At 45.2% G+C, this 18,514-nt stretch carries 22 protein-coding genes and 1 pseudogene; 16 read left to right on the top strand and 7 right to left on the bottom strand.

Going from position 1 to position 18,514, the window contains the following annotated elements:
- Positions 1-7 precede the first annotated feature (7 nt).
- The 5 genes from ACE1CM_RS05285 (at position 8) to ACE1CM_RS05265 (ending at position 3,140) form a co-directional block, all read left to right on the top strand.
- Positions 8-187 (top strand): hypothetical protein, encoded by a 180-nt coding sequence (locus ACE1CM_RS05285; protein WP_374876352.1) that lies wholly within the window; start codon positions 8-10, stop codon positions 185-187.
- 73 nt (positions 188-260) lie between these two features.
- The gene (locus ACE1CM_RS05280; RefSeq protein ID WP_374876351.1) at positions 261-854 is read left to right on the top strand and encodes a DegT/DnrJ/EryC1/StrS family aminotransferase; all 594 of its coding nucleotides are present in this window, start codon (positions 261-263) and stop codon (positions 852-854) included.
- Complete coding sequence (locus ACE1CM_RS05275; RefSeq protein ID WP_374876350.1) at positions 766-1,740, top strand: hypothetical protein; 975 nt, start codon at positions 766-768, stop codon at positions 1,738-1,740. Before ACE1CM_RS05280 ends, ACE1CM_RS05275 begins: the two co-directional genes overlap by 89 nt.
- A 170-nt stretch (positions 1,741-1,910) precedes the next feature.
- Positions 1,911-2,546, top strand: a complete 636-nt coding sequence (locus ACE1CM_RS05270; RefSeq protein WP_374876349.1) for a histidine phosphatase family protein — start codon at positions 1,911-1,913, stop codon at positions 2,544-2,546.
- A gap of 33 nt (positions 2,547-2,579) precedes the next feature.
- A complete protein-coding gene (locus tag ACE1CM_RS05265; RefSeq protein WP_374876348.1) occupies positions 2,580-3,140 on the top strand; it encodes a dihydrofolate reductase family protein in 561 nt (186 codons plus the stop codon).
- Positions 3,141-3,201: 61 nt separating this feature from the next.
- Here the strand turns inward: ACE1CM_RS05265 and ACE1CM_RS05260 are convergent, their stop codons facing one another.
- The gene (locus tag ACE1CM_RS05260; RefSeq protein ID WP_374876347.1) at positions 3,202-3,615 is read right to left on the bottom strand and encodes an ester cyclase; all 414 of its coding nucleotides are present in this window, start codon (positions 3,613-3,615) and stop codon (positions 3,202-3,204) included.
- Between the two features lie 122 nt (positions 3,616-3,737).
- Positions 3,738-3,911, bottom strand: a complete 174-nt coding sequence (locus ACE1CM_RS05255; protein ID WP_374876346.1) for an aldo/keto reductase — start codon at positions 3,909-3,911, stop codon at positions 3,738-3,740.
- Positions 3,912-4,009: 98 nt separating this feature from the next.
- Between ACE1CM_RS05255 and ACE1CM_RS05250 the strand changes: the two genes are divergently transcribed.
- Positions 4,010-4,273: a hypothetical protein gene (locus tag ACE1CM_RS05250; protein WP_374876345.1), complete on the top strand. Its 264-nt coding sequence runs from the start codon at positions 4,010-4,012 to the stop codon at positions 4,271-4,273.
- 150 nt (positions 4,274-4,423) lie between these two features.
- Here ACE1CM_RS05250 and ACE1CM_RS05245 read toward each other — a convergent pair whose 3' ends face one another.
- Positions 4,424-5,374, bottom strand: coding sequence for an aldo/keto reductase (locus tag ACE1CM_RS05245; protein WP_374876344.1), 951 nt, complete (start codon positions 5,372-5,374; stop codon positions 4,424-4,426).
- Positions 5,375-6,010: 636 nt separating this feature from the next.
- Here ACE1CM_RS05245 and ACE1CM_RS05240 point away from each other — a divergent pair.
- The 8 genes and pseudogenes from ACE1CM_RS05240 to ACE1CM_RS05205 all read left to right on the top strand — a co-directional run bounded on the left by ACE1CM_RS05240 (position 6,011) and on the right by ACE1CM_RS05205 (position 12,845).
- On the top strand, positions 6,011-6,418 hold the full coding sequence (locus ACE1CM_RS05240; protein ID WP_374876343.1) for a hypothetical protein: 408 nt from the start codon (positions 6,011-6,013) through the stop codon (positions 6,416-6,418).
- A gap of 572 nt (positions 6,419-6,990) precedes the next feature.
- Entirely contained in the window at positions 6,991-8,241 is a 1,251-nt protein-coding gene (locus ACE1CM_RS05235; protein WP_374876342.1) for a competence/damage-inducible protein A, read from the top strand.
- Between the two features lie 219 nt (positions 8,242-8,460).
- Positions 8,461-8,598 carry a hypothetical protein gene (locus ACE1CM_RS05230; RefSeq protein ID WP_374876341.1) on the top strand — a complete coding sequence of 46 codons (138 nt, stop codon included), beginning with the start codon at positions 8,461-8,463 and terminating at the stop codon, positions 8,596-8,598.
- Between the two features lie 28 nt (positions 8,599-8,626).
- A complete protein-coding gene (gene aroQ, locus ACE1CM_RS05225) occupies positions 8,627-9,076 on the top strand; it encodes a type II 3-dehydroquinate dehydratase (protein WP_374876340.1) in 450 nt (149 codons plus the stop codon).
- A gap of 98 nt (positions 9,077-9,174) precedes the next feature.
- The gene (locus tag ACE1CM_RS05220) at positions 9,175-10,284 is read left to right on the top strand and encodes an ADP-ribosylglycohydrolase family protein (RefSeq protein ID WP_374876339.1); all 1,110 of its coding nucleotides are present in this window, start codon (positions 9,175-9,177) and stop codon (positions 10,282-10,284) included.
- Between the two features lie 110 nt (positions 10,285-10,394).
- Positions 10,395-10,883 (top strand): acyl-CoA thioesterase, encoded by a 489-nt coding sequence (locus ACE1CM_RS05215; protein ID WP_374876338.1) that lies wholly within the window; start codon positions 10,395-10,397, stop codon positions 10,881-10,883.
- 360 nt (positions 10,884-11,243) lie between these two features.
- Positions 11,244-12,050 (top strand): annotated as a pseudogene (locus tag ACE1CM_RS05210) (SAM-dependent methyltransferase).
- A 171-nt stretch (positions 12,051-12,221) separates the two neighbouring features.
- The gene (locus ACE1CM_RS05205) at positions 12,222-12,845 is read left to right on the top strand and encodes a TerD family protein (RefSeq protein ID WP_374876369.1); all 624 of its coding nucleotides are present in this window, start codon (positions 12,222-12,224) and stop codon (positions 12,843-12,845) included.
- Positions 12,846-13,277: 432 nt separating this feature from the next.
- Here the strand turns inward: ACE1CM_RS05205 and ACE1CM_RS05200 are convergent, their stop codons facing one another.
- From ACE1CM_RS05200 to ACE1CM_RS05185, 4 genes are all read right to left on the bottom strand, one after another.
- Complete coding sequence (locus ACE1CM_RS05200) at positions 13,278-13,628, bottom strand: DUF4915 domain-containing protein (RefSeq protein WP_374876337.1); 351 nt, start codon at positions 13,626-13,628, stop codon at positions 13,278-13,280.
- A gap of 115 nt (positions 13,629-13,743) precedes the next feature.
- Complete coding sequence (locus ACE1CM_RS05195) at positions 13,744-13,962, bottom strand: hypothetical protein (protein WP_374876336.1); 219 nt, start codon at positions 13,960-13,962, stop codon at positions 13,744-13,746.
- A gap of 398 nt (positions 13,963-14,360) precedes the next feature.
- Positions 14,361-15,551 carry a 1-deoxy-D-xylulose-5-phosphate reductoisomerase gene (gene dxr, locus ACE1CM_RS05190; RefSeq protein ID WP_374876335.1) on the bottom strand — a complete coding sequence of 397 codons (1,191 nt, stop codon included), beginning with the start codon at positions 15,549-15,551 and terminating at the stop codon, positions 14,361-14,363.
- Between the two features lie 693 nt (positions 15,552-16,244).
- The gene (locus ACE1CM_RS05185) at positions 16,245-16,448 is read right to left on the bottom strand and encodes a hypothetical protein (protein ID WP_374876334.1); all 204 of its coding nucleotides are present in this window, start codon (positions 16,446-16,448) and stop codon (positions 16,245-16,247) included.
- Positions 16,449-16,480: 32 nt separating this feature from the next.
- Between ACE1CM_RS05185 and ACE1CM_RS05180 the strand changes: the two genes are divergently transcribed.
- On the top strand, positions 16,481-16,714 hold the full coding sequence (locus ACE1CM_RS05180; RefSeq protein ID WP_374876333.1) for a Nif11-like leader peptide family natural product precursor: 234 nt from the start codon (positions 16,481-16,483) through the stop codon (positions 16,712-16,714).
- A 191-nt stretch (positions 16,715-16,905) separates the two neighbouring features.
- Positions 16,906-18,324: a DUF2079 domain-containing protein gene (locus ACE1CM_RS05175; RefSeq protein ID WP_374876332.1), complete on the top strand. Its 1,419-nt coding sequence runs from the start codon at positions 16,906-16,908 to the stop codon at positions 18,322-18,324.
- Positions 18,325-18,514 lie beyond the last annotated feature (190 nt).

Raw genomic sequence — 18,514 nt, 5'->3', positions numbered from 1 at the left:
CGTAAGCATGAAAACGACAAGATTAAATGTGCGGATGTCCGAACGCCGATTGAATAAGTTAAGGGCGTATGCAGCAGGTAAAGATAAAACAGTAACCCAAATAGTAGAGGACTGGGTTGACCGACTGCCGAACACAGAAATTGGCAAAAATTCAACTACCCTTCTCCCGGTCAATCCTGCGGATTGATATGGTCAAAGGGTGTCTCATTTTTGCCTCGCAATTCCTCTCATCACCTCCCTTCGGGTAGGTGAGAGGCTCCTTGCTGTTCAAGCTGAAGAATCATGGGCGATCGCGTCGCGGCACCTTTGTCCACGAACATATTGGCTTTAATTTCTCCATGACAGAAATGCAGGCAGCCATTGGTGTTGCCCAGCTGAGAAAGTTACCTGCAATTATTAAGCGCAAACAGCAAATTTATGAAGCTTACATGGCTCGTTTAGCAGATGTGCCCCAGTTGCAGCCGATGTTTATTGACCCACGCTGTAAACCTGTCCACTGGTTTACTTCTTTTTATGCTGAAAACCGGCATGAACTGGCTGATTATTTAGCAAATCAGGGAATTCAAACTCGACTCTTTTTCTGTCCGCTTCATCTTCAACCTTGCTATCAAGACTGGACAGATCCAAGCATGACCTATCCTGTCAGTACATCTGCTTATGAGCGAGGAATTTCTTTGCCGTCATCCTATAATTTGACTGATGAAGAACTAGATTTTATCATCGCTCAAATTCACCAGTTCTATCAGCTTTGCGAGCAATTGGAAAGTGCTGAAATCTCTACCCTCCCAAACCTCCGAATATCTTGCCTGTCGCGAGCAGGTAGTTGCAGCTTTGGCAGATTTACCCCAGGGTAAAGCGTTATCTGAGGCGCTGATTGCAGGTCGCGACTTTGTTCACTTAATTCATCCCGATGAGGTGGCAGGCGTAAGCAGAATTCAGGTGCGGGAGGGGCATGGTCCTCAAAATCTCAACGATGAAAGTACGCTTGACACGCAGTTCCATGCTTACTTGGAAGCTGCGATTAATCCCCAGATCCGTACTGGTTTCCTCTCAGATGGCACGAAACCCGGAAGTTATGACGATCGCAAACTCCGCTGGTCTGGGAATGGAGTGGCTGGATTCTGGTCTCGCAGTCAAGACACCTTCACCCTGGAAGTTGGACCGACTAGCTATCCCCAGTGTCGTCTGGATTTGACTCGTAGTCCGTTGTCAGCACTCAAGCTGATGATGCGTGGTCTGACAAATTACCGAGATCCCTACGCCTATTTTGCCAGAGGAATTGGGGTGGCGGTGGTTCCTCTGACTACAGATGGTAATGTCTACATCGGCAAGCGGTTGAATTCATCGGAATACACAGGCGTTCTCAATTTTGTGGCGGGTTGGGCTACATTTTCTCCTACAGTTCAAGACATCAATTTTTATCAAGATGCTCAAGGGGAGTTGTGGGAAGAAGTGAATGTTGCCATGACCTTAAATGATACGAATACTCGGTTTGTTGGTATGTCTGGCAACCCGATTACGGGGGAAGTTGATTTGGTCTTTGTGGTGCAAACGGAAATGCCCGATCGCCATTTTCGCTCAAAGCAGTGGGGAGAGCATTCTTGTTTGGTTCCCATTCGCAGTAAAGCTGAAGCTCTTGCTCTACTGGAACATGGACTGTTACCTGGAGAGCAAGAACCTTGCTCTCTGATGTTTTCCTCTCGCTTGGGCTTAGAATACTTAGTCCAACACCATTGGTGAATAACGAGTTGAGGCTTATGGAAATGGTAATGGGTAATGGGTAATGGATAATTGTACTGAGGGCAAAAGCCTGTGAATCCAATTACCAATTACCAATTACCAATTACCAATTACCGCTGTCACAACTTATAAATAAACACACGGTTTCCTAAACGAACGGAGATTTTTAGATGAAACTGGTCATTGTACGCCACGGGGAAACCGAGTGGAATGTACAGAACAAGGCGACGGGACAACTCGATAGTCCATTGACACCCAAAGGCATCCGGCAGGCGTATGCTATTGCCGAGCGGTTACGCCGTCTTTCATTCACCACTTTTTACAGCAGTGACCTGGGTCGTGCTGTTCAAACAGCCAACATCATTGCTGAAATATGTGGAAAGAAAGTTATTTTTGACTCGGAATTAAGAGAGTGGAATATGGGAATATTTCAGGGATTAACAGTCTCTGAAATGCACCAGAAGTTTCCCCAGGAGCAGCAAGACTATGAACGCATCGGCTTTGAATACGTCATCCCAGAAGGAGAAAGTTTAAGGCAATGTCAGGACAGAGGCTGTCTTGTCCTGAATGCGATCGCTGAACGACATTTAGATGAAACCGTTGTGGTGGTTACTCATGGTTGTCTCTTGATGGTTTTTTTTGAAATGGTGCTTGGTCTCCCACCTGGAAATAGTTGGCGCTTCAAGCTGCATAATGGGAACCTCTGCGTTTTTGAGTATGTTAACAAACGCTGGAGTCTGATTGTCTGGAATGATGTGAGTCATCTCGAAAATATGGAGACCCTCACAGTAAGTCTAAATTCTTAAAGGTTAACGTGAGTTTGACGAGGTTAAAACACAATGAATACGAGCAAAATCAAAGTTTTCATCGGGACAACACTTGACGGATACATCGCCATAAAAAATGATTCTTTGGATTGGCTTTTTGAACTTCCCAATCCAAAAGGGATTGACCACGGATATACCCAATTCTTATCGGGCATCGATACAGTTATAATTGGAAGAAAAACCTACGAAGAAGACCTAGTATATGCAAGCCGTAATCTGGGCGGAAAATGGGCTGAGAGTAACTGTAGAATTTACATTCTCACAACCAATGAGAACTACACACCACAGACCGACAATACAGAGGTTCTCCTACAACTGGACAAGAAGACTATTGACAAAATCAGAACCGAAAGTCAGAAAGATATTTATGTCGTTGGTGGCGGACAAATAATTTCTGAACTTCTCAATCTCGGAGCAATTGATGAAATGATTCTTTGCATATTCCCGATCGTTATTGGAAGTGGAATCAAATTATTTCCGAACGATCCCAAGGAAACCAAATTTGATTTGGTCAAAGCTGAACATTTTGAAACAGGAGCGGTAAATCTGACATACAAAATTAGCGATTGGTAATCTTTATAGCTTCTCACATTGCCTCTGAAGACTTTTTTGGCAAACCCTACATAACAATTTCCTACTTAAATTTTTCGGCAGCAGTAATCTGATTTATAATGGTATGCATGGGCCAATACCCCCAAGATTCTGTAATTTTCTGGTTCTCAATCTTGAATATTTCTACCGCCTCAAATTTTACTTTCACTCCACTGGGAGCTATAGCAACAAACTCACCTAGGTGCGTAGCTGTAAAGTGACCTCGAAATACAACTTTGTCGTTTTCTTCAATCAGATCGTCAATCACCACTTTGATATCTGGAAATGCTTTGTGAGTCCCCTTCAATATCTCAATTGCATCTTCGACGCTTCGCACTTGAGGTAGCCCATGATCTAGATAATTCGGCGCAATATATTTGTACGCAGCTTCGTAATCTTGATTGTTATAGATTTCAAAAAACTGTCTAACCACTTCCTTATTAGTCAGATTATCCATAAAATAACATTTCTACATTGACTGGTAAATTATACACGAACGCTATTACATTGTAAACTTGTCTGTCTGCTTGAGTTTCCAGGATGAACCCATAGGTCGCTTAACAACTTAAACTACTTTCCTCATTTGCGAATAACTGATACCAGCACCTGGTCAATTGCTGCCAATATATCCGCATCCAGTTGAACTCCTGATGCAGCAGCGTTATCAACAATTTGTTCCGGACGACTGGCACCGATAATCGCTGAAGATACATACTCAGAACGTAGTACCCAAGCCAGAGCTAACTGTGCCATAGTTAACCCTAAGTCTCACGCGGTCACCCCAGTCTCTTGACACGGGGTGTTCGCAGACTGCTGTATAACAGCATTGACCGAATCGCTTTGCAGTAGAGATGAAAAACAATGCAAAAGAAATCCGGTTGCTGGGCAAAATCCTTGGCAGAGGCAACTCTGTGGCGACTGAGAAACCCGGTTTCTGGCACCGCGCTTGCCCAGGTCCTAACAATGCAAAAGAAACCCGGTTGCTGGGCAGAAACCGGGTTTCTGGCACCGCGCTTGCCCAGGTCCTAACAATGCAAAAGAAACCCGGTTGCTGGGCAAAATCCTTGGCAGAGGCAACTCTCTGGCGACTGAGAAACGGGTGCGGTCAAAAGTAGTTGGTTGAGATTGACGCGGAAGGGGACGCTCCTGACGCGGTGAAATTTTTTCGATATGACCAACTGGTTTTGACCACACCCCTGAGAAACCGGGTTTCTTTTCTCGTCTTGCGTAAGTCCTGAAATCAATCGATTCGATCCGTTCTGGGATTAGGCTGACATTAATTGCTGGATGCGCTGCGGTTCCTTTCCCAGCCAATCGGGATTTTGGGCAGTACCGTCAAAAATTGATGAGGTTTTAAATGGCTCAAACTCGCCGCGTGATGCCGCTTGTGCCGTTTTTGCTAAGAGATTTCGCACCTGTTCCTCATTCATTGGCTGGAATGTTTGCACCGCTTCAAACGCTTGATCGAGAATTTCCATACTATCAATTCCCGCAATCACAACCGATGTGGGCAGATTCAGGGCATAGTGCAGACACTCAATCGGCGTTACCGTATTTGACCCTAAAAGAATCCCGTTTGCCATGCTTTTCATCCCCAAAATGCCGATGTTTTGTTTCACTAATTCCGGCACAACTTGCTTCTCGAAACTGCAAAAATGGGCATCCATTACATTTAGGGGCAACTGCACCGCATCAAATTTAAACCCATATTTGGCTGCAACTTCCAACATGTACAAATGAATCTGGGGGTGTTTGTGTCCGGTGAAGCCAATGTATCGCAACTTGCCAGCTTGACGCGCTTCAATTAAAGCGGCATTTGCCCCTTCTTCGTCGAACACGCGATGGGGATCTTCGTAGCGGATGATTTCGTGGTGCTGGACGAGATCGATGCAATCAACTTGCAAGCGTTGTAGTGATTCGTCTAGCTGCCTCGCGGCTTCTTTCTGCGAGCGACCGTCAATTTTCGTCATCAGGAATACTTTATCTCGGTAGCGATCGCGCAGCGCTTTCCCCATCCTAATCTCGCTGGCTCCACCGTTATAATCCCAACAGTTATCCATAAAAGTGATGCCACGATCGATCGCACTGCGAACAATCCGGATAGCCAGTTCCTCATCGACGTGCTTCAAGCTGAGGTGCCAGCCACCAAGTCCAATCGCAGAAACCCTCTCGCCTGTGCTGCCGAGAGTTCGGTATAGCATTTCTGAGTTTGACATACTTCCTGACATCTGTTCTTCTTATCTGGCAGCTATTGCTTAACTACATATAGCCATGAGCCAATTCCAACCCAAGGAAAAGTTTACAACATCTTCCTATCGGCACAATAGACCTGGCTGTACCAGGCTGCACAATCATTTTAACAAGCCTACTAACGATTGCAGTTGATCATCCCTGGATCAACATCTTTCATCAGACATAACTGGGGAGTTTTACCAAACGTGATTTGCTATACATTTAAGCGTTGTGTTGCCAACGATCCGTTTAGGGGTAAGGGTTTACTGGAAATTTTAGCGGCGAGCGCTATTAACTCAAGTTGCTAGTTATAAGCTTTGGCGGCAAAGAAACTAAGGTGATCGGAAAAATCGTGGGTTTGACGCTAAAGAAACTTTGGTGATCGGAAAAATCGTGCGTTTGACACCGAGAAATCTCCGAATCAACCGGGTTTCTGACGCTGAAACCGGGTTTCTGACGCTCGGTAATTGGTAATTGGATTCATTGGCAGCCTACTCTTGACAATTACCTATTACCCATTACCCATTACCACTCTCTTTGTATCTAACTAGCAACTTGAGTTATTATTACTACCTGAGTGATAATTTGAATCAATTGAAAGTCTTGTTTTTAGGAAATTTATGACAAGGTTGTTAAATGAGATTGCTCGTTGTCCTCACGTACAGTTTTGTATTCAAAATCCGTCAGTTGAGCATCCATGTCGTCAGGTTGTTTTTTCCCAGTCACCTTCCACCCTGAACGAATACCAAGTCAAAGAAGCAGAAAAACATTGTGTTGAAACTTATTTGCAAAAAGTATTGGAAATAGCATCAGCACGGGTTGTTGTAGTGCTTGGAAGGTGGGCAAAAGAGGCAATGCACTCTCAGTTTGAGATTCCTAAAGATGTTGCTCTGTTTGCGCCGATAGCGATCCGTGGTAGAGAAAAGCTCATTACTTTCCTTCCTCACCCAAATGCGCGAAAAGTCCGCTCTTTTGCCAAATGTCTAAAATCCGATCAACTTGAAAGCCTACGTGCATTTTTGCGTTAGTTCCAACACAAATGCAAAATCCTTCGGGTGTAGCTATACAGGCAAAGCCCGCAAGACAAGGGCTAGTTCCTCTTTTGAGCCTGGGTCGGCAGGCTTAGTTTGTATAGCCGCAGGCTTTAGCCTGACGGCGCTTAGCGTTAACAGGACTTACGCAAGGGCGTTGCCAGAAACCCGGTTTCGACCGTCGTTCGCGCAAGCTAGGGTATGCATATCTCTGGTTGCCAAACCAACGATTTTTCGTATAAACCGGGAATATGAGCGTCAGTCCTGGTTAAGTTGACACCAGTGGTTAACATGTAACCATCGCTACAAGTTTTCCACAGGACTTACGCACGCGGGGCCAAAAACAAAGGTGATGCGTCAATGTCGCGACTGTCAACCAACGATTAATCGATTGAAACCGGGTTTTTTTGCGTCAGTCCTGTTCCATATAGGATATCCCTTGAACCAACAGTGGAAGGTGTAAATTTTTATACGTAGATGATTGAATGACGGCGGAAAATCATCGTTCCCAAGGTTAAGCTCACACTATACTCGAAAAGTTAGTGTGGGAGGATGTCAAAGAAAATCCTATGAGTGCTGAAATTATCTGCGTCGGAACTGAATTACTGCTGGGCGATATTCTCAATACCAATGCCCAGTTTTTAGCCCAGCAATTAGCTGACTTGGGAATTCCTCACTATTACCAAACGGTTGTAGGGGATAATCCGGGGCGAATTAAACAGGTAATGGAGATTGCTTGCTCGCGCTCTTCTATCCTAATCTTCACCGGCGGTCTTGGCCCCACCCCCGATGACCTGACCCACGAAACCATCGCCGACTTTTTTGGCGCACCCCTGGTAGAAAAAGCGGAAATTATCGAAAATATCGCGGAAAAATACGCCCGTCGCGGGCGCGAGATGGCTCCTAGCAACCGCAAGCAAGCTTTAATTCCGCAAGGCGCAGATATTCTAACTAACTCTTTGGGAACCGCCCCCGGTATTATCTGGCAACCCCGCCCCAATCTAATAATTCTCACTTTTCCAGGCGTCCCCTTAGAAATGCACCGGATGTGGCAAGAAATCGCCGTCCCCTATCTTAAAAGCCAAGGTTGGGGTAAAGAAATTATCTACAGCCGGACGTTAAAATTTTGGGGGATTGCGGAATCTGCACTGGCTGAGGCAGCAGCTGATTTCCTCAATCTATCAAACCCTACAGTTGCCCCTTATGCCAGTCGGGGAGAAGTCAAGTTGAGGGTTTCGGCACTAGCTGAGTCTGCCTCCGCTGCCAACTTAATAATTGAACCCGTAGCACAACAACTGCAACAAATTGGCGGGTTAAATTATTTCGGTGCTGACGATGATACCCTGGCTTCGGTTGTGGGGAATCTGCTACAAGCATCTGGGGAAACTCTCAGCGTGGCGGAATCTTGTACGGGTGGCGGTTTGGGATACATGTTGACCACGGTTGCCGGGAGTTCAGATTATTTTATGGGAGGCATAATTTCTTACGATAATTCGGTAAAAATTAACCTTCTAGGCGTTAATTCAGAAGATTTAGCCACCCACGGTGCTGTCAGCCATACGGTAGCCAAGCAAATGGCAAAAGGCGTGCAAAAACGCTTGGGAACAACCTGGGGATTGAGCATTACGGGTATTGCAGGTCCAGGCGGCGGTACGGATAGCAAGCCCGTGGGTTTAGTTTACATCGGTCTGGCAGCGCCAAGCGATCGCGCAGAAAGTTTCGAGCATCGCTTTAGCCCCCTGCAAGACCGCGATTTGATTCGCCATTTCAGTGCTTGTACGGCTCTCGACCACCTGCGGCGTCAGTTATTGTGTAATTAAGCAAGAAATTCACAATCTACCTTAACGATTTTGGATAAGTTGGTTATCATAAAGTAAAGAACTCAATACTTAGACTCCCCGTCATTTAATAAAATTCAGTATCATAGTATACAGAAACGATGGGGTGTAAGAGTTCTCCCCAACCAGCCCAGCGAAAGCTTGGGTGTTCGCCGCAAGGCGCAGTAAGTAGCCTGCTGTATTGAAGGAGTAGTCTGTTAAATGGACTTCATCGAAGATCTACTGGATAAGGTGAAAGAATGGGCGCGGAAGATTATCGAAGCGCTACTGGGGCCAGAAGTGCAACCCGAACCCGAACCGATTCCCATTCCTGTCCACGATCCAGGACGTCGTCGTTAGAAACTCAGGCACACATTAAGTTAAGCAATTGCAGCAACTAAGTGTTCTGGTACTGCACGGCCCGAACCTGAACCTGCTGGGACTAAGAGAACCAGGAGTTTATGGGCGCGTGACATTGGATGAAATCAACCGCCTGCTGGAAACAGAAGGGCATTCGTTGCAGGCAAATGTTTCGACTCTACAGTCGAATCATGAAGGCGTGCTGGTGGATGCGATTCACGAAGCACGATATCGTCATCAGGGAATTTTGCTCAACCCTGGTGCTTATACTCATACCAGCGTGGCAATTCGAGATGCGATCGCAGCCGTTGCCCTTCCTACGGTTGAGGTACACCTGAGCAACATCTATCGGCGCGAGGAATTCCGCCATCACTCATATATCGCACCTGTGGCGATTGGGCAAATTAGCGGGTTTGGTGCCGAAAGTTATCGTTTGGGATTACAGGCGCTGATTCACCACATTAGGCAGAATCAATAAGAATAGCAAATTTTAGATGGCAGATTTGAGATTAAAATTGAATCTAAAATCTAGAATCTAAAATCTAAAATCTAAAATCCAAAATCTAAAATGGTCTAATGCGGTATTCCCTTTTGAGCCGGTTTCGCGGTGCCTTGCTGGGGACTGCGATGGGAGAAATTTGGGGCGCTTACGGTGAGTCCTGGCAGCTCGGTCAACCCCAGTCTATACCCCCGTATGGTTCGGGACGCTTGGTGGTCAAGGGAACCGAAGGATTGATTCGACGGGGAAAACTCGATTTAGCCGATTGGCAAGAGTCGGCGGGGGAAAACTCCGGCGAAGCGTCGGTTAATCCAGGGAAATCCCCGGGACGGCGTCGCAAGGATAAAACCAAATCCGCCTCAAAAAGTGACCAAGAAGACGGGGAGAGGGGGAGACTTGGGAGAGGGTCGAGTGAAAATGTCCCCGTGTCCTCTTACCCCGCTTCAGAGCGTCACCGCGTCCCCGTGCCAGGGGGTCCTCTTCAAAGCGTTAAGGGTTATGGGGCGATTATTTCTGCCGTGCCGGTAGCTTTATTTTTTCATGAAGATGAAGCAAAACTGCGACAAAACTTGCAGCAGGTGGCAGATGTTTGGCAAGATGATTCGGTGTTAAAGGATGGGACGTTAGCGATTGGATATGCGATTGCCAGTGCGTTAAAAGAAAAACTCAATCGCGATACCCTAATTCCTCAAACCATCAGCTATCTGGATGCCGAAACGCCGCTGGTAACCCAACTGCGACAAGTGCAAACTTTATTAGAACAAGGCGCGCCAAAAGAAATGGCGCTAAATAAACTAATACCGCGTCAAACAGCGCCGCCGCCTAATTTTCCGGTGGCGTTAGCCTTTTACTGTTTTTTGAGTACGATAGAAGACTTGCGTCTTTCTGTGCTTCGTGCTGCACGGTGTCCGCAAGCGCAGGTGACTTGTGCGATCGCCGGTGCTATATCTGGGGCGTACAATAGCGTGGCGGGAATTCCCCCGGCGTGGCGGTTGGCACTCGAACAACAAAAAGGCGACACTTCGCCTTTAGCAACACTTTGGGGTATAAATTCAGAAGCAGAACTGTTGCGTCTGGCAGCGCGTCTGTTAGCAACTTGGTCAGGCGTTTACGATGCGGAAAAATTTCTCATCGACCCCAGTCAAGTTTTTGCCGTCGGCGCACCCCAGACGATCAAACCCCGTTAAATTATATAGCAGGTGAGCAGGTGAGCTCTTGAGCAGGTGAGCAAAGCTTCTCTCTCCCAATTAGCAATTAGCAATTAGCAATTAGCAATTAGCAATTAGCAATTCCCGCTATGTCTGAAGAACAAAATCCTCAATTACCACCCACTGACGCTATCCAAAACTTGCTTAACATTTCAGCGGATAGCTGGTTTGAATATCCCGTGCGGGCGCAACCTCACCACACAGATTATGCTGGTGTAGTTTGGCACGGTTCTTATATTGCTTGGATGGAAGAAGCGCGAGTCGAATGCTTGCGCTCACTTGGTATTGAATTTGCCGATTTGGTAGCGCTAGGTTGCGATCTGCCAGTGGTAGAACTTTCAGTGCGCTACCATCGCTCTTTGCGACTGGGAATGACCGCAGTTGTGAGGGTGCGAATGTTAGAAATGGCTGGGGTTCGTTTGAATTGGGATTACCAAATTCAGTCGCTTGATGGACAGGAACTCTATGTAACGGCGAAGGTGACATTGGTCGCAGTCGATATGGAAAAAGGCAAGATTATGCGACAATTGCCACCAGACGTAAAAAATGCATTTGCGAAACTTAGAGGCAAAATATAAACCAGAGGAAATCCGGTTTGATAGCCCTCGTTATTTTAGCTGTTCGCTATAGCTACCATTGGTGACGGCATTGATTAACTTAAACAGGAATTACACAAAAAACCGGGTTTCTCTGAAAAAGAGATCTAGGTCGAAACCCGGTTTCTAGTCTGGGCGCGTAAATCCTATTAAAATTAGCGATCGCATATGCTTTCCACTAACGCACTATAGCGGATTGCACTCGAATGAGGTACACCGAAGGTTTGTATAGCGGCACCCTTAAGGGTGCGCGCTTGACAAACGAGCGCGATTGCGCTGTACCTCACGCGGCTGCAAGCCGCTGTAAAATAAATAACGGAATTAATCAGTATCAGAAACAAAATGCCTGAATCAAAAGAAACTGGTGTCAGTTTTACCGCCAAAATTATGGCTGCTGGGCGGGCGATAGAAACACAAAGACCTGATGCTTTGTTTACCGACCCCTTCGCCGCACAGTTAGCAGGTCAAGAAGCGATTGAAGCTGCCATTCCCCGCTTAGAAGAATATGAAAAACAAGGCAGGCCATTTGCATCGGTTCGGACTCGCTTTTTTGATGATTTCCTGAATAAATACTCCGATGATATACGGCAAATAGTTCTTTTGGGTTCGGGAATGGATACAAGAGCTTTTCGCCTGAATTGGCAACTTGGAACTCATGTTTATGAAATCGATCAACCCGATGTATTGGATTATAAAGAATCCGTTTTAAGCGGGATTGCTCCTCAGTGTACTCACCACTCAATTTGTGCTAACTTAAAAGAATCACTTTGGTCTAAATTACTGCTATAACAAGGCTATCAACCTTCAGAACCATCCATCTGGCTATTGGAAGGATTTCTCTATTATCTCAACCAAACAGAAGTTGAAAATCTGCTAACAACCATCACTAATTTATCTGCATCAGGAAGTTATTTCGGAGCCGATATTATCAACACAGTTGTTCGCAATGGGTCTGATGCCTGGGCTAAATATTGGCAATCCAGTTGTGATGAACCTGAATCTTTTTTTGCTGCTTATGGTTGGCAAGCATCAGCGATTCAACCAGGGGAAGATGGCGCTTCTTTTGGCAGATTTACTTATCAATTTCCGGATCGCAATGTTCCTGATGCTCCACATATCTTTTTCGTCATCGCTGTCAAGGAAAATTAATGTTTGTTAAATTAATCAAAGTCAAAAACTTGCGATCGCCCAACTCTTATAGAGTGCAGCAGCCTTTATTGAAGTTTTATTAATAAATATAAAATTATGCAAAAAACCTATAAAAAGATAATCTCTTAGTGTATAAAAAGTTTATTGATATTTTTTCAGCAGGAAACTTAGATAATGGCCATTTTATTGAGCAAAGGACAAGGCGTATCGCTTAGCAAAACCAACCCCGGTCTTTCCGAAGTATTTTTAGGTCTAGGATGGGACGTTCAATCTAATAACAATGTTGATTGCGATTTAGATGCCTTTGCATTTCTTTTAGGTGGTAACGAAAAGCTAATTTCTGATTCTCATTTAGTTTTTTATAATAACCTGACAAGTCCCGATCCAAATCAATCAGTTCAGCACATGGGGGATAACTCAACAGGTGAAGGTGAGGGCGATGATGAAGTTATCAAGGTAAATTTAAAAAAAGTGCCTGCTGAGGTACAAAAAATTGTTTTCGCTGTAACAATTTTTGATGCAGAAGAACGCAAGCAAAATTTTGGACAAGTAAAAAATGCGTTTGTGCGCTTAGTTAACGATCAGAATCAAGAAGAAGTTCTACGCTACAATCTGGGAGAGACTTCATCTGGTGCAACGGCAATGATTATGGCTGAACTATACCGCCAAGATGGAGGATGGGCAATGCAGGCTGTCGGGAAAGCTTTTAAGGGTGGCGCTCAAGAATTAATTGATAGTTACACTCGTCAACAGGTTATCAACTGGCGGTATCGCGCTCCACAACCAAGAAGATAAACGAGAAAAGAAACCGGGTTTCGACCTAGATCTCTAGTTTTAATAGAAACCCGGTTTCTTGGCGCGGATTGATTGGTTAAACCCGCCGCTACAATACAAAAAACACTGGCATAAGCATTGCTAGGGGAAATGATATGATGTCCGTTGAATTGCCCATAATAAAAAAACCTCACTCTGTCGTTGCGTAGGGACACGGCATCATAGATTTATCGGACAAACAGATAACGTTGTTCGTGCCGTGTCCCGGCTTCTAATTATGGGTAATCGACCGGACATGATATGATATAACCGATCGCTGCTAAGGGTATAGGGGCTCTCCCCTACTAAGAGTGATAAATTTATCTAATAATTCGTAGGTTGGGTTGAGCATAGCGTTACCCAACTCTATCAGCTAATAAGTTGGGTGTAGTACCTCAACCCAACCTACAACCTTTATTCATTGAGCTTCTCAGGGGATTCATCAGTTTTTATTATCACCTTAACTACGGGAGAGCTGGCTAAACAACTAAAGTCGGTATTGACAAAAATGAGTTGTTGTGTATTGTCCAGCACTAAATCGTGGACGTTGATATCGCCGGTGGTGTGGGCGGTGCGAGGGATGTAAAGGCGATCGCATTCCCCATACACTTCCCCTGGTGCCAGGAAATTGTCCAATTGCCAAATTTGATAGCGGGTACTCATGTACAAGCGATCGCCAGCCGCATATAGCCCCATCGGTTTATCAAATAACCTCTCATGAACGCTCAAGCGTCCATTGGGTTTGTAACCAATAAATTTGAGCAAAAATATTTAAAGATTTGATGAAGCTTGCAATCGAGTCGAGTATCAAATTAATTGACCTCGATTACTAATTAACTGGCATTGGGTTTTTGGCTAACAGAATCACAGGAAATTAGACTTATTTACCCGTTACCAGCTGCCAAACAATTTGGGGAATTTGGACGATTTGCTGCCAAAGGCGATCGGGGCCGATGCCAAAGGCTAACTGTAAAATTAGTATGATGATGGCTACTGAAATAGCAGTGGTAATAGTTGCTTTCACAACCTTGAGCAACCAGGTTAAGACTAACCCAGCTACGATTAACGCTCCTATCCAAATAATTAAATCTACTGGCATAAGTTTTGCTTGTTTTAACTAATTACTTCTGCGATCGAGCCAGAGAGGATATGATATCTATCGGCATCGTGGGGGGGCGGGTTTAACTTGCATATCTCGTGGTTCCACCCAATTGTTGGTAAAACCCGCCCCTACTACCGGAATCGATATGGGATGAATGGTTACTTCGATTGGGATTGATGTAGAGACGTTACATGTAACGTCTCTACCTTAGACTTCTCCAAAAAACCAACTCTTTTAGGACTTACGCAAACACCAAAGTTTCTCTGAAAAATCGTCGCTTTAAAACTAAAGATCCACGCAGAAACTTTGGTGATAGGTGAGTCGTGCGTAAGTCCTGTCTTTGACAGGCGATCCGCCTATCCCACAAGAGTTATTGGAGAGGTCTATTAGTTATTTTAACGAACTGAAACTACGCGATCGCTTAAAACCTGGATCGCTTCCAACACTTGCAGCCTCGCCCATTCATCCGCTGCCAAAATATCATCTAAAGAAGGATTCGCTCGATTATCTGATTGATGTTTATCGCACACCCATTCTATACAGCGGGGAATATCCAAAAATCGGATTTTTTCATCTAAAAATAGAGCGACTGCCTGTTCGTTGGCTGCATTTAATACCGCTGGCATCGAACCCCCTGCCCTTCCTACGGCATAAGCTAATTGCATACAGGGATATTTTTCATGATCGGGTTCCCTGAAGGTAAGATTGCCAGCTTTGACTAAATCCAACCGTTCCCAATTGGTATAAATTCGCTCGGGCCAAGATAGGGTATAAAGGATGGGCAAGCGCATATCAGGCCAACCTAATTGAGCTAATACTGAAGTATCTTGCAGTTCGATCAGCGAGTGAATAATGCTTTGGGGATGGATGACAATTTCGATGTCGTCGTAGTCCAAACCAAAGAGGAAATGCGCCTCGATTACTTCCAGTCCTTTATTCATCAGCGTGGCGGAGTCTACGGTAATTTTACGACCCATCGACCAATTGGGATGCTTCAATGCATCTGCTACCGTTACTTCTGATAATTTTTCCACAGGCCAATCGCGGAATGCACCCCCAGAAGCGGTAAGTAAAATTCGCCGCAAACCTTTATCTGGTAAGCCTTGCAAGCACTGGAAAATTGCCGAGTGTTCCGAGTCGGCAGGTAATAGCTTGACGCCGTATTTTTCTACTAGAGGATTTACGACTGGGCCGCCTGCAATTAAAGTTTCTTTATTGGCGAGGGCGATATCTTTGCCCGCTTCGATGGCGGCGATGGTGGGTAATAAACCGGCACAACCGACAATTCCCGTGACGACGGCTGAGGCATCGCCGTAACGGGCAACTTCGATGATACCCGCTTGCCCAGCTAGTAGTATAGGTTGCGGGTCGAGGTCTGCGATCGCTTGTTTTAGTGCGGGCAGTTTTTCTGCATCCGATATGGCAGCAATTTCCGGGCGGAATTGCCGAATCTGTGCCGCCAGCATCTCCACGTTACGCCCAGCGGCTAATCCCACGATCCGGAACCGATCCGGGTACTGCGACACGATATCTAACGTTTGAGTCCCAATAGAGCCTGTAGAACCAAGTAGAGTTATTGCTTTCACCTTAAACCTCTGGGAGTATGGAAGCCCCATCTTTTAAGTGGGGAAATAGAGACGAGCTATTTTAATTGCCGTCCCCTTGCGGGGTGGAGGGGTATGGTTTCCCCGACCTGGGGAAGTGGTTTTCCCATTTCACCCATTGCTGGGGTAAAGTTAGCAAGGCCAAAGTTATCGGTCTGTACTATCTCAAAAGCACTGTCTTACCCCTCGTAAAACTGTTTAACCCTTGAGTTCTAGGAGCTTGCGAACTAGCAAAGCATTCCCTGGTAGGTCTTTAACACTTGCCGATAACTTCGTTTCCCCGTTGTTGGGACTTAGGCTGGTCAGCTACCTAAAGATTTGGGGTATGAAGCCCCGTGTCTTTAGAGCGGGGTGCTGACAATTGCTTAATTATCTCGTCGCCATCCACTATAAATTGCTTGGGGATCGGATGGGCAGGTGGGCAGGTGTGCAGGTGTGCAGGTGGGCAGGTGGGCAAAGGGGTAGAGGAGAGTTAGCAATTACCAATTACCCATTACCCATTACCCATTACCTACAGCACAAAGTTATTAGCCTGTAGGTTCGCTTTGATACCGGAAATTTTAATTTATGTCAAGATTTTGTAAAGTTTAGCGGAGTTTGATTTATCCTTTCAGATACAATCATCGGTTGATCTCCGATCTTGCACCCGTCTCATTACCCAGTAGGCAATTAAAATTAATCGGCAATTCGCCCTTGATGTTTGCCCATCAAGGGATTCAGTAGGAATGTTACAGTTCGCATTTCTGCACCGGGTGCGATATATGGCAGTTCAGCCGAAATAATATGCTCTACCTCGATTAGACTTCTCCAACAAAGAATCTCAAAGACAGGCGAGACGCCTATCCCACAAGAGTTATTGAAGAAGTCTAATGACTGCATCAAAATCGCGCTTTGATTAAGGAGATGTTTTTATGACCCAAGATTGCGCTTCCCGCTTTTTTAAAGCCGCACAGCAAGACGAGGCATTGCAAGTAAAACTTAAAGCCACCACCGAGCCAGAAACTTTCATCAAGATTGCCGCAGACCAAGGCTATCACTTCACGGTGGAACAGTTGCAAGCTCAGATTGAAAAATTACCCCCAGAAGCAGTAGCATCTATGGTTAATCCAGGGGTAGGACCTCGGCTGCACCTGGTACGCCGGTAATTGATTCTGTTGGCGAATCAATCGGTGGAACAACCTGTAGGGGCACGGCACCAGCAAATATTATTCTCAAAGCAGAGAAGTTTTATACTGCCGTGCCCCTACCGCCACCTTTCTTGACCAAGAAAAGCGTGAATTTCTGTTGGTCATAGCCTCGTGTCCATTAAAATGGGCAAAAAGCTAAAAATAGAAACTTGAACCTTCCTCGCTCGTTCTGGGTAAAGCTAAGATCCCATCCGATTGGCGTCATAATTGTTGCGATCGCTCTGCTTTTTTTTGCATCCAGTAGTATCCGGCACGCTTTGTTTCAATCCTCGGCGTGGGATTTAGCCATTTTTGACCAAGCGGTTTATTTAATTAGCCAAGGTCAATCTCCCATTTCGTCTTTGATCGGGTTTCACATTCTCGGCGATCACGCTGCTTTTTTGTTATATCCTCTAGCAATCTTGTATAAAATTTATCCCGATGTTCATTGGTTGCTGGCAGTGCAAGCCTTGGCGTTAGCATTTGGCGCTCTACCTACCTGGTATTTAGCGCGTGATGCTGGGTTAAAAAAAGCACAAGCAATCGCAATGGCGGCGGTATATCTTTTATATCCGCTGGTTTTTAATATAAATTTGTTCGATTTTCACCCAGAAGCGATCGCTTTACCCGGAATTTTAGCAGCTGTTTTGGCGGCGAGGTTAGGTGCTGTTGGGTGGTTTTGTGTTTGCATTATTTTAGTTCTGAGTTGTAAGGCAGTATTAGCTTTAACGGTAGCAGCAATGGGATTGTGGCTGCTGGTGTTTGAAAAGCGGCGTTTGTGCGGTGCGATCGCTCTGTTTTCTGGCATCGCGTGGTTTATAATTGCCACTGGTTTTATTATTCCCTTTTTCGGCGGCGAGTTAGCAACTATTGGGCGTCACCTTTCCCGCTATCAACATTTAGGAAACTCTTTTTCAGAAATTGTAAAAAATCTTCTGCTTCAGCCAGGTTTATTGATTAAAAGTCTATTCTCCCTGGCTAATATAGAATATCTTGTTCTGTTATTAGCACCGATAATTTGGGGAATTTACCCGCGACATTTAACGCCTTTAATAGGTGCAATTCCTGCGTTGGCGATGAACCTGCTTGCAGATGACTTAACTCAAAAAAACTTAGTGCATCAATATTCGCTGCCAGTTTTGCCGTTTCTGCTATTAGCAGTAATTTCTAGCTTAGCTGCGGGGCGGGGATGGCTGCGAGCGCGAGGAATAATTATTTGGTCGTTAGTCGCTTTTTTAGCATTGGCAAAGTATGGTTATTTTGGTTCTATTTATCTGAATTCGCTGGATACTTGGAAGGCTACGCGGGATGCGATCGCTCAAATTCAAACCTCAGAAAGTGTCTTAACTACCCATAATATTGCACCGCATTTAGCGCACCGAAGTTTAATTAAATTTACCAACGCCGATTCACCACCGACTGACTTGACTGAGTTTGAATATATCTTGCTCAATTTGCGCCATCCAGGTTGGAAAAGTAGCCGCGAATTTGCGGAAAATTTATTGAATAAACGGCAAAATAATCCTAATTTTCAGTTAAAATTTAAACAAGATGACGTTTATTTGTTGATTCAAACTAATCGTTCGTAGTAAGGACTTCAGTCCTGTTTCTGTGGCTGAATCAGGACTAAAGTCCTTACTACAAACACTGGGCGTGAAGGGTAGCGATCGCTCCAAGAAAGAATTTTCAAGCGTCTAGGTTGCGATCGCATCCCACCAACTGCTTCTGAATCTTCAGGTGCGATCGCAACTAGCTATAAGAGCAAATAAAATTCACTCT

The sequence above is a fragment of the Microseira sp. BLCC-F43 genome (assembly GCF_041929235.1).
Taxonomy (GTDB): domain Bacteria; phylum Cyanobacteriota; class Cyanobacteriia; order Cyanobacteriales; family Aerosakkonemataceae; genus Microseira.
Note: the sequence above shows the minus strand (reverse complement) of the source record. Positions and strands in the feature narration are given on the sequence as shown.

Excerpts from the sequence above, each read along its gene's own strand:
- ACE1CM_RS05285 (WP_374876352.1), top strand. The coding sequence starts at position 8 with ATGAAAACGACAAGATTAAATGTGCGGATGTCCGAACGCCGATTGAAT.
- ACE1CM_RS05270 (WP_374876349.1), top strand. The coding sequence starts at position 1,911 with ATGAAACTGGTCATTGTACGCCACGGGGAAACCGAGTGGAATGTACAG.
- ACE1CM_RS05265 (WP_374876348.1), top strand. The coding sequence starts at position 2,580 with ATGAATACGAGCAAAATCAAAGTTTTCATCGGGACAACACTTGACGGA.
- ACE1CM_RS05260 (WP_374876347.1), bottom strand. The coding sequence starts at position 3,615 with ATGGATAATCTGACTAATAAGGAAGTGGTTAGACAGTTTTTTGAAATC.
- ACE1CM_RS05255 (WP_374876346.1), bottom strand. The coding sequence starts at position 3,911 with ATGGCACAGTTAGCTCTGGCTTGGGTACTACGTTCTGAGTATGTATCT.
- ACE1CM_RS05250 (WP_374876345.1), top strand. The coding sequence starts at position 4,010 with ATGAAAAACAATGCAAAAGAAATCCGGTTGCTGGGCAAAATCCTTGGC.
- ACE1CM_RS05245 (WP_374876344.1), bottom strand. The coding sequence starts at position 5,374 with ATGTCAAACTCAGAAATGCTATACCGAACTCTCGGCAGCACAGGCGAG.
- ACE1CM_RS05240 (WP_374876343.1), top strand. The coding sequence starts at position 6,011 with ATGACAAGGTTGTTAAATGAGATTGCTCGTTGTCCTCACGTACAGTTT.
- ACE1CM_RS05235 (WP_374876342.1), top strand. The coding sequence starts at position 6,991 with ATGAGTGCTGAAATTATCTGCGTCGGAACTGAATTACTGCTGGGCGAT.
- ACE1CM_RS05230 (WP_374876341.1), top strand. The coding sequence starts at position 8,461 with ATGGACTTCATCGAAGATCTACTGGATAAGGTGAAAGAATGGGCGCGG.
- ACE1CM_RS05220 (WP_374876339.1), top strand. The coding sequence starts at position 9,175 with ATGCGGTATTCCCTTTTGAGCCGGTTTCGCGGTGCCTTGCTGGGGACT.
- ACE1CM_RS05215 (WP_374876338.1), top strand. The coding sequence starts at position 10,395 with ATGTCTGAAGAACAAAATCCTCAATTACCACCCACTGACGCTATCCAA.
- ACE1CM_RS05195 (WP_374876336.1), bottom strand. The coding sequence starts at position 13,962 with ATGCCAGTAGATTTAATTATTTGGATAGGAGCGTTAATCGTAGCTGGG.
- ACE1CM_RS05185 (WP_374876334.1), bottom strand. The coding sequence starts at position 16,448 with ATGCAGTCATTAGACTTCTTCAATAACTCTTGTGGGATAGGCGTCTCG.
- ACE1CM_RS05180 (WP_374876333.1), top strand. The coding sequence starts at position 16,481 with ATGACCCAAGATTGCGCTTCCCGCTTTTTTAAAGCCGCACAGCAAGAC.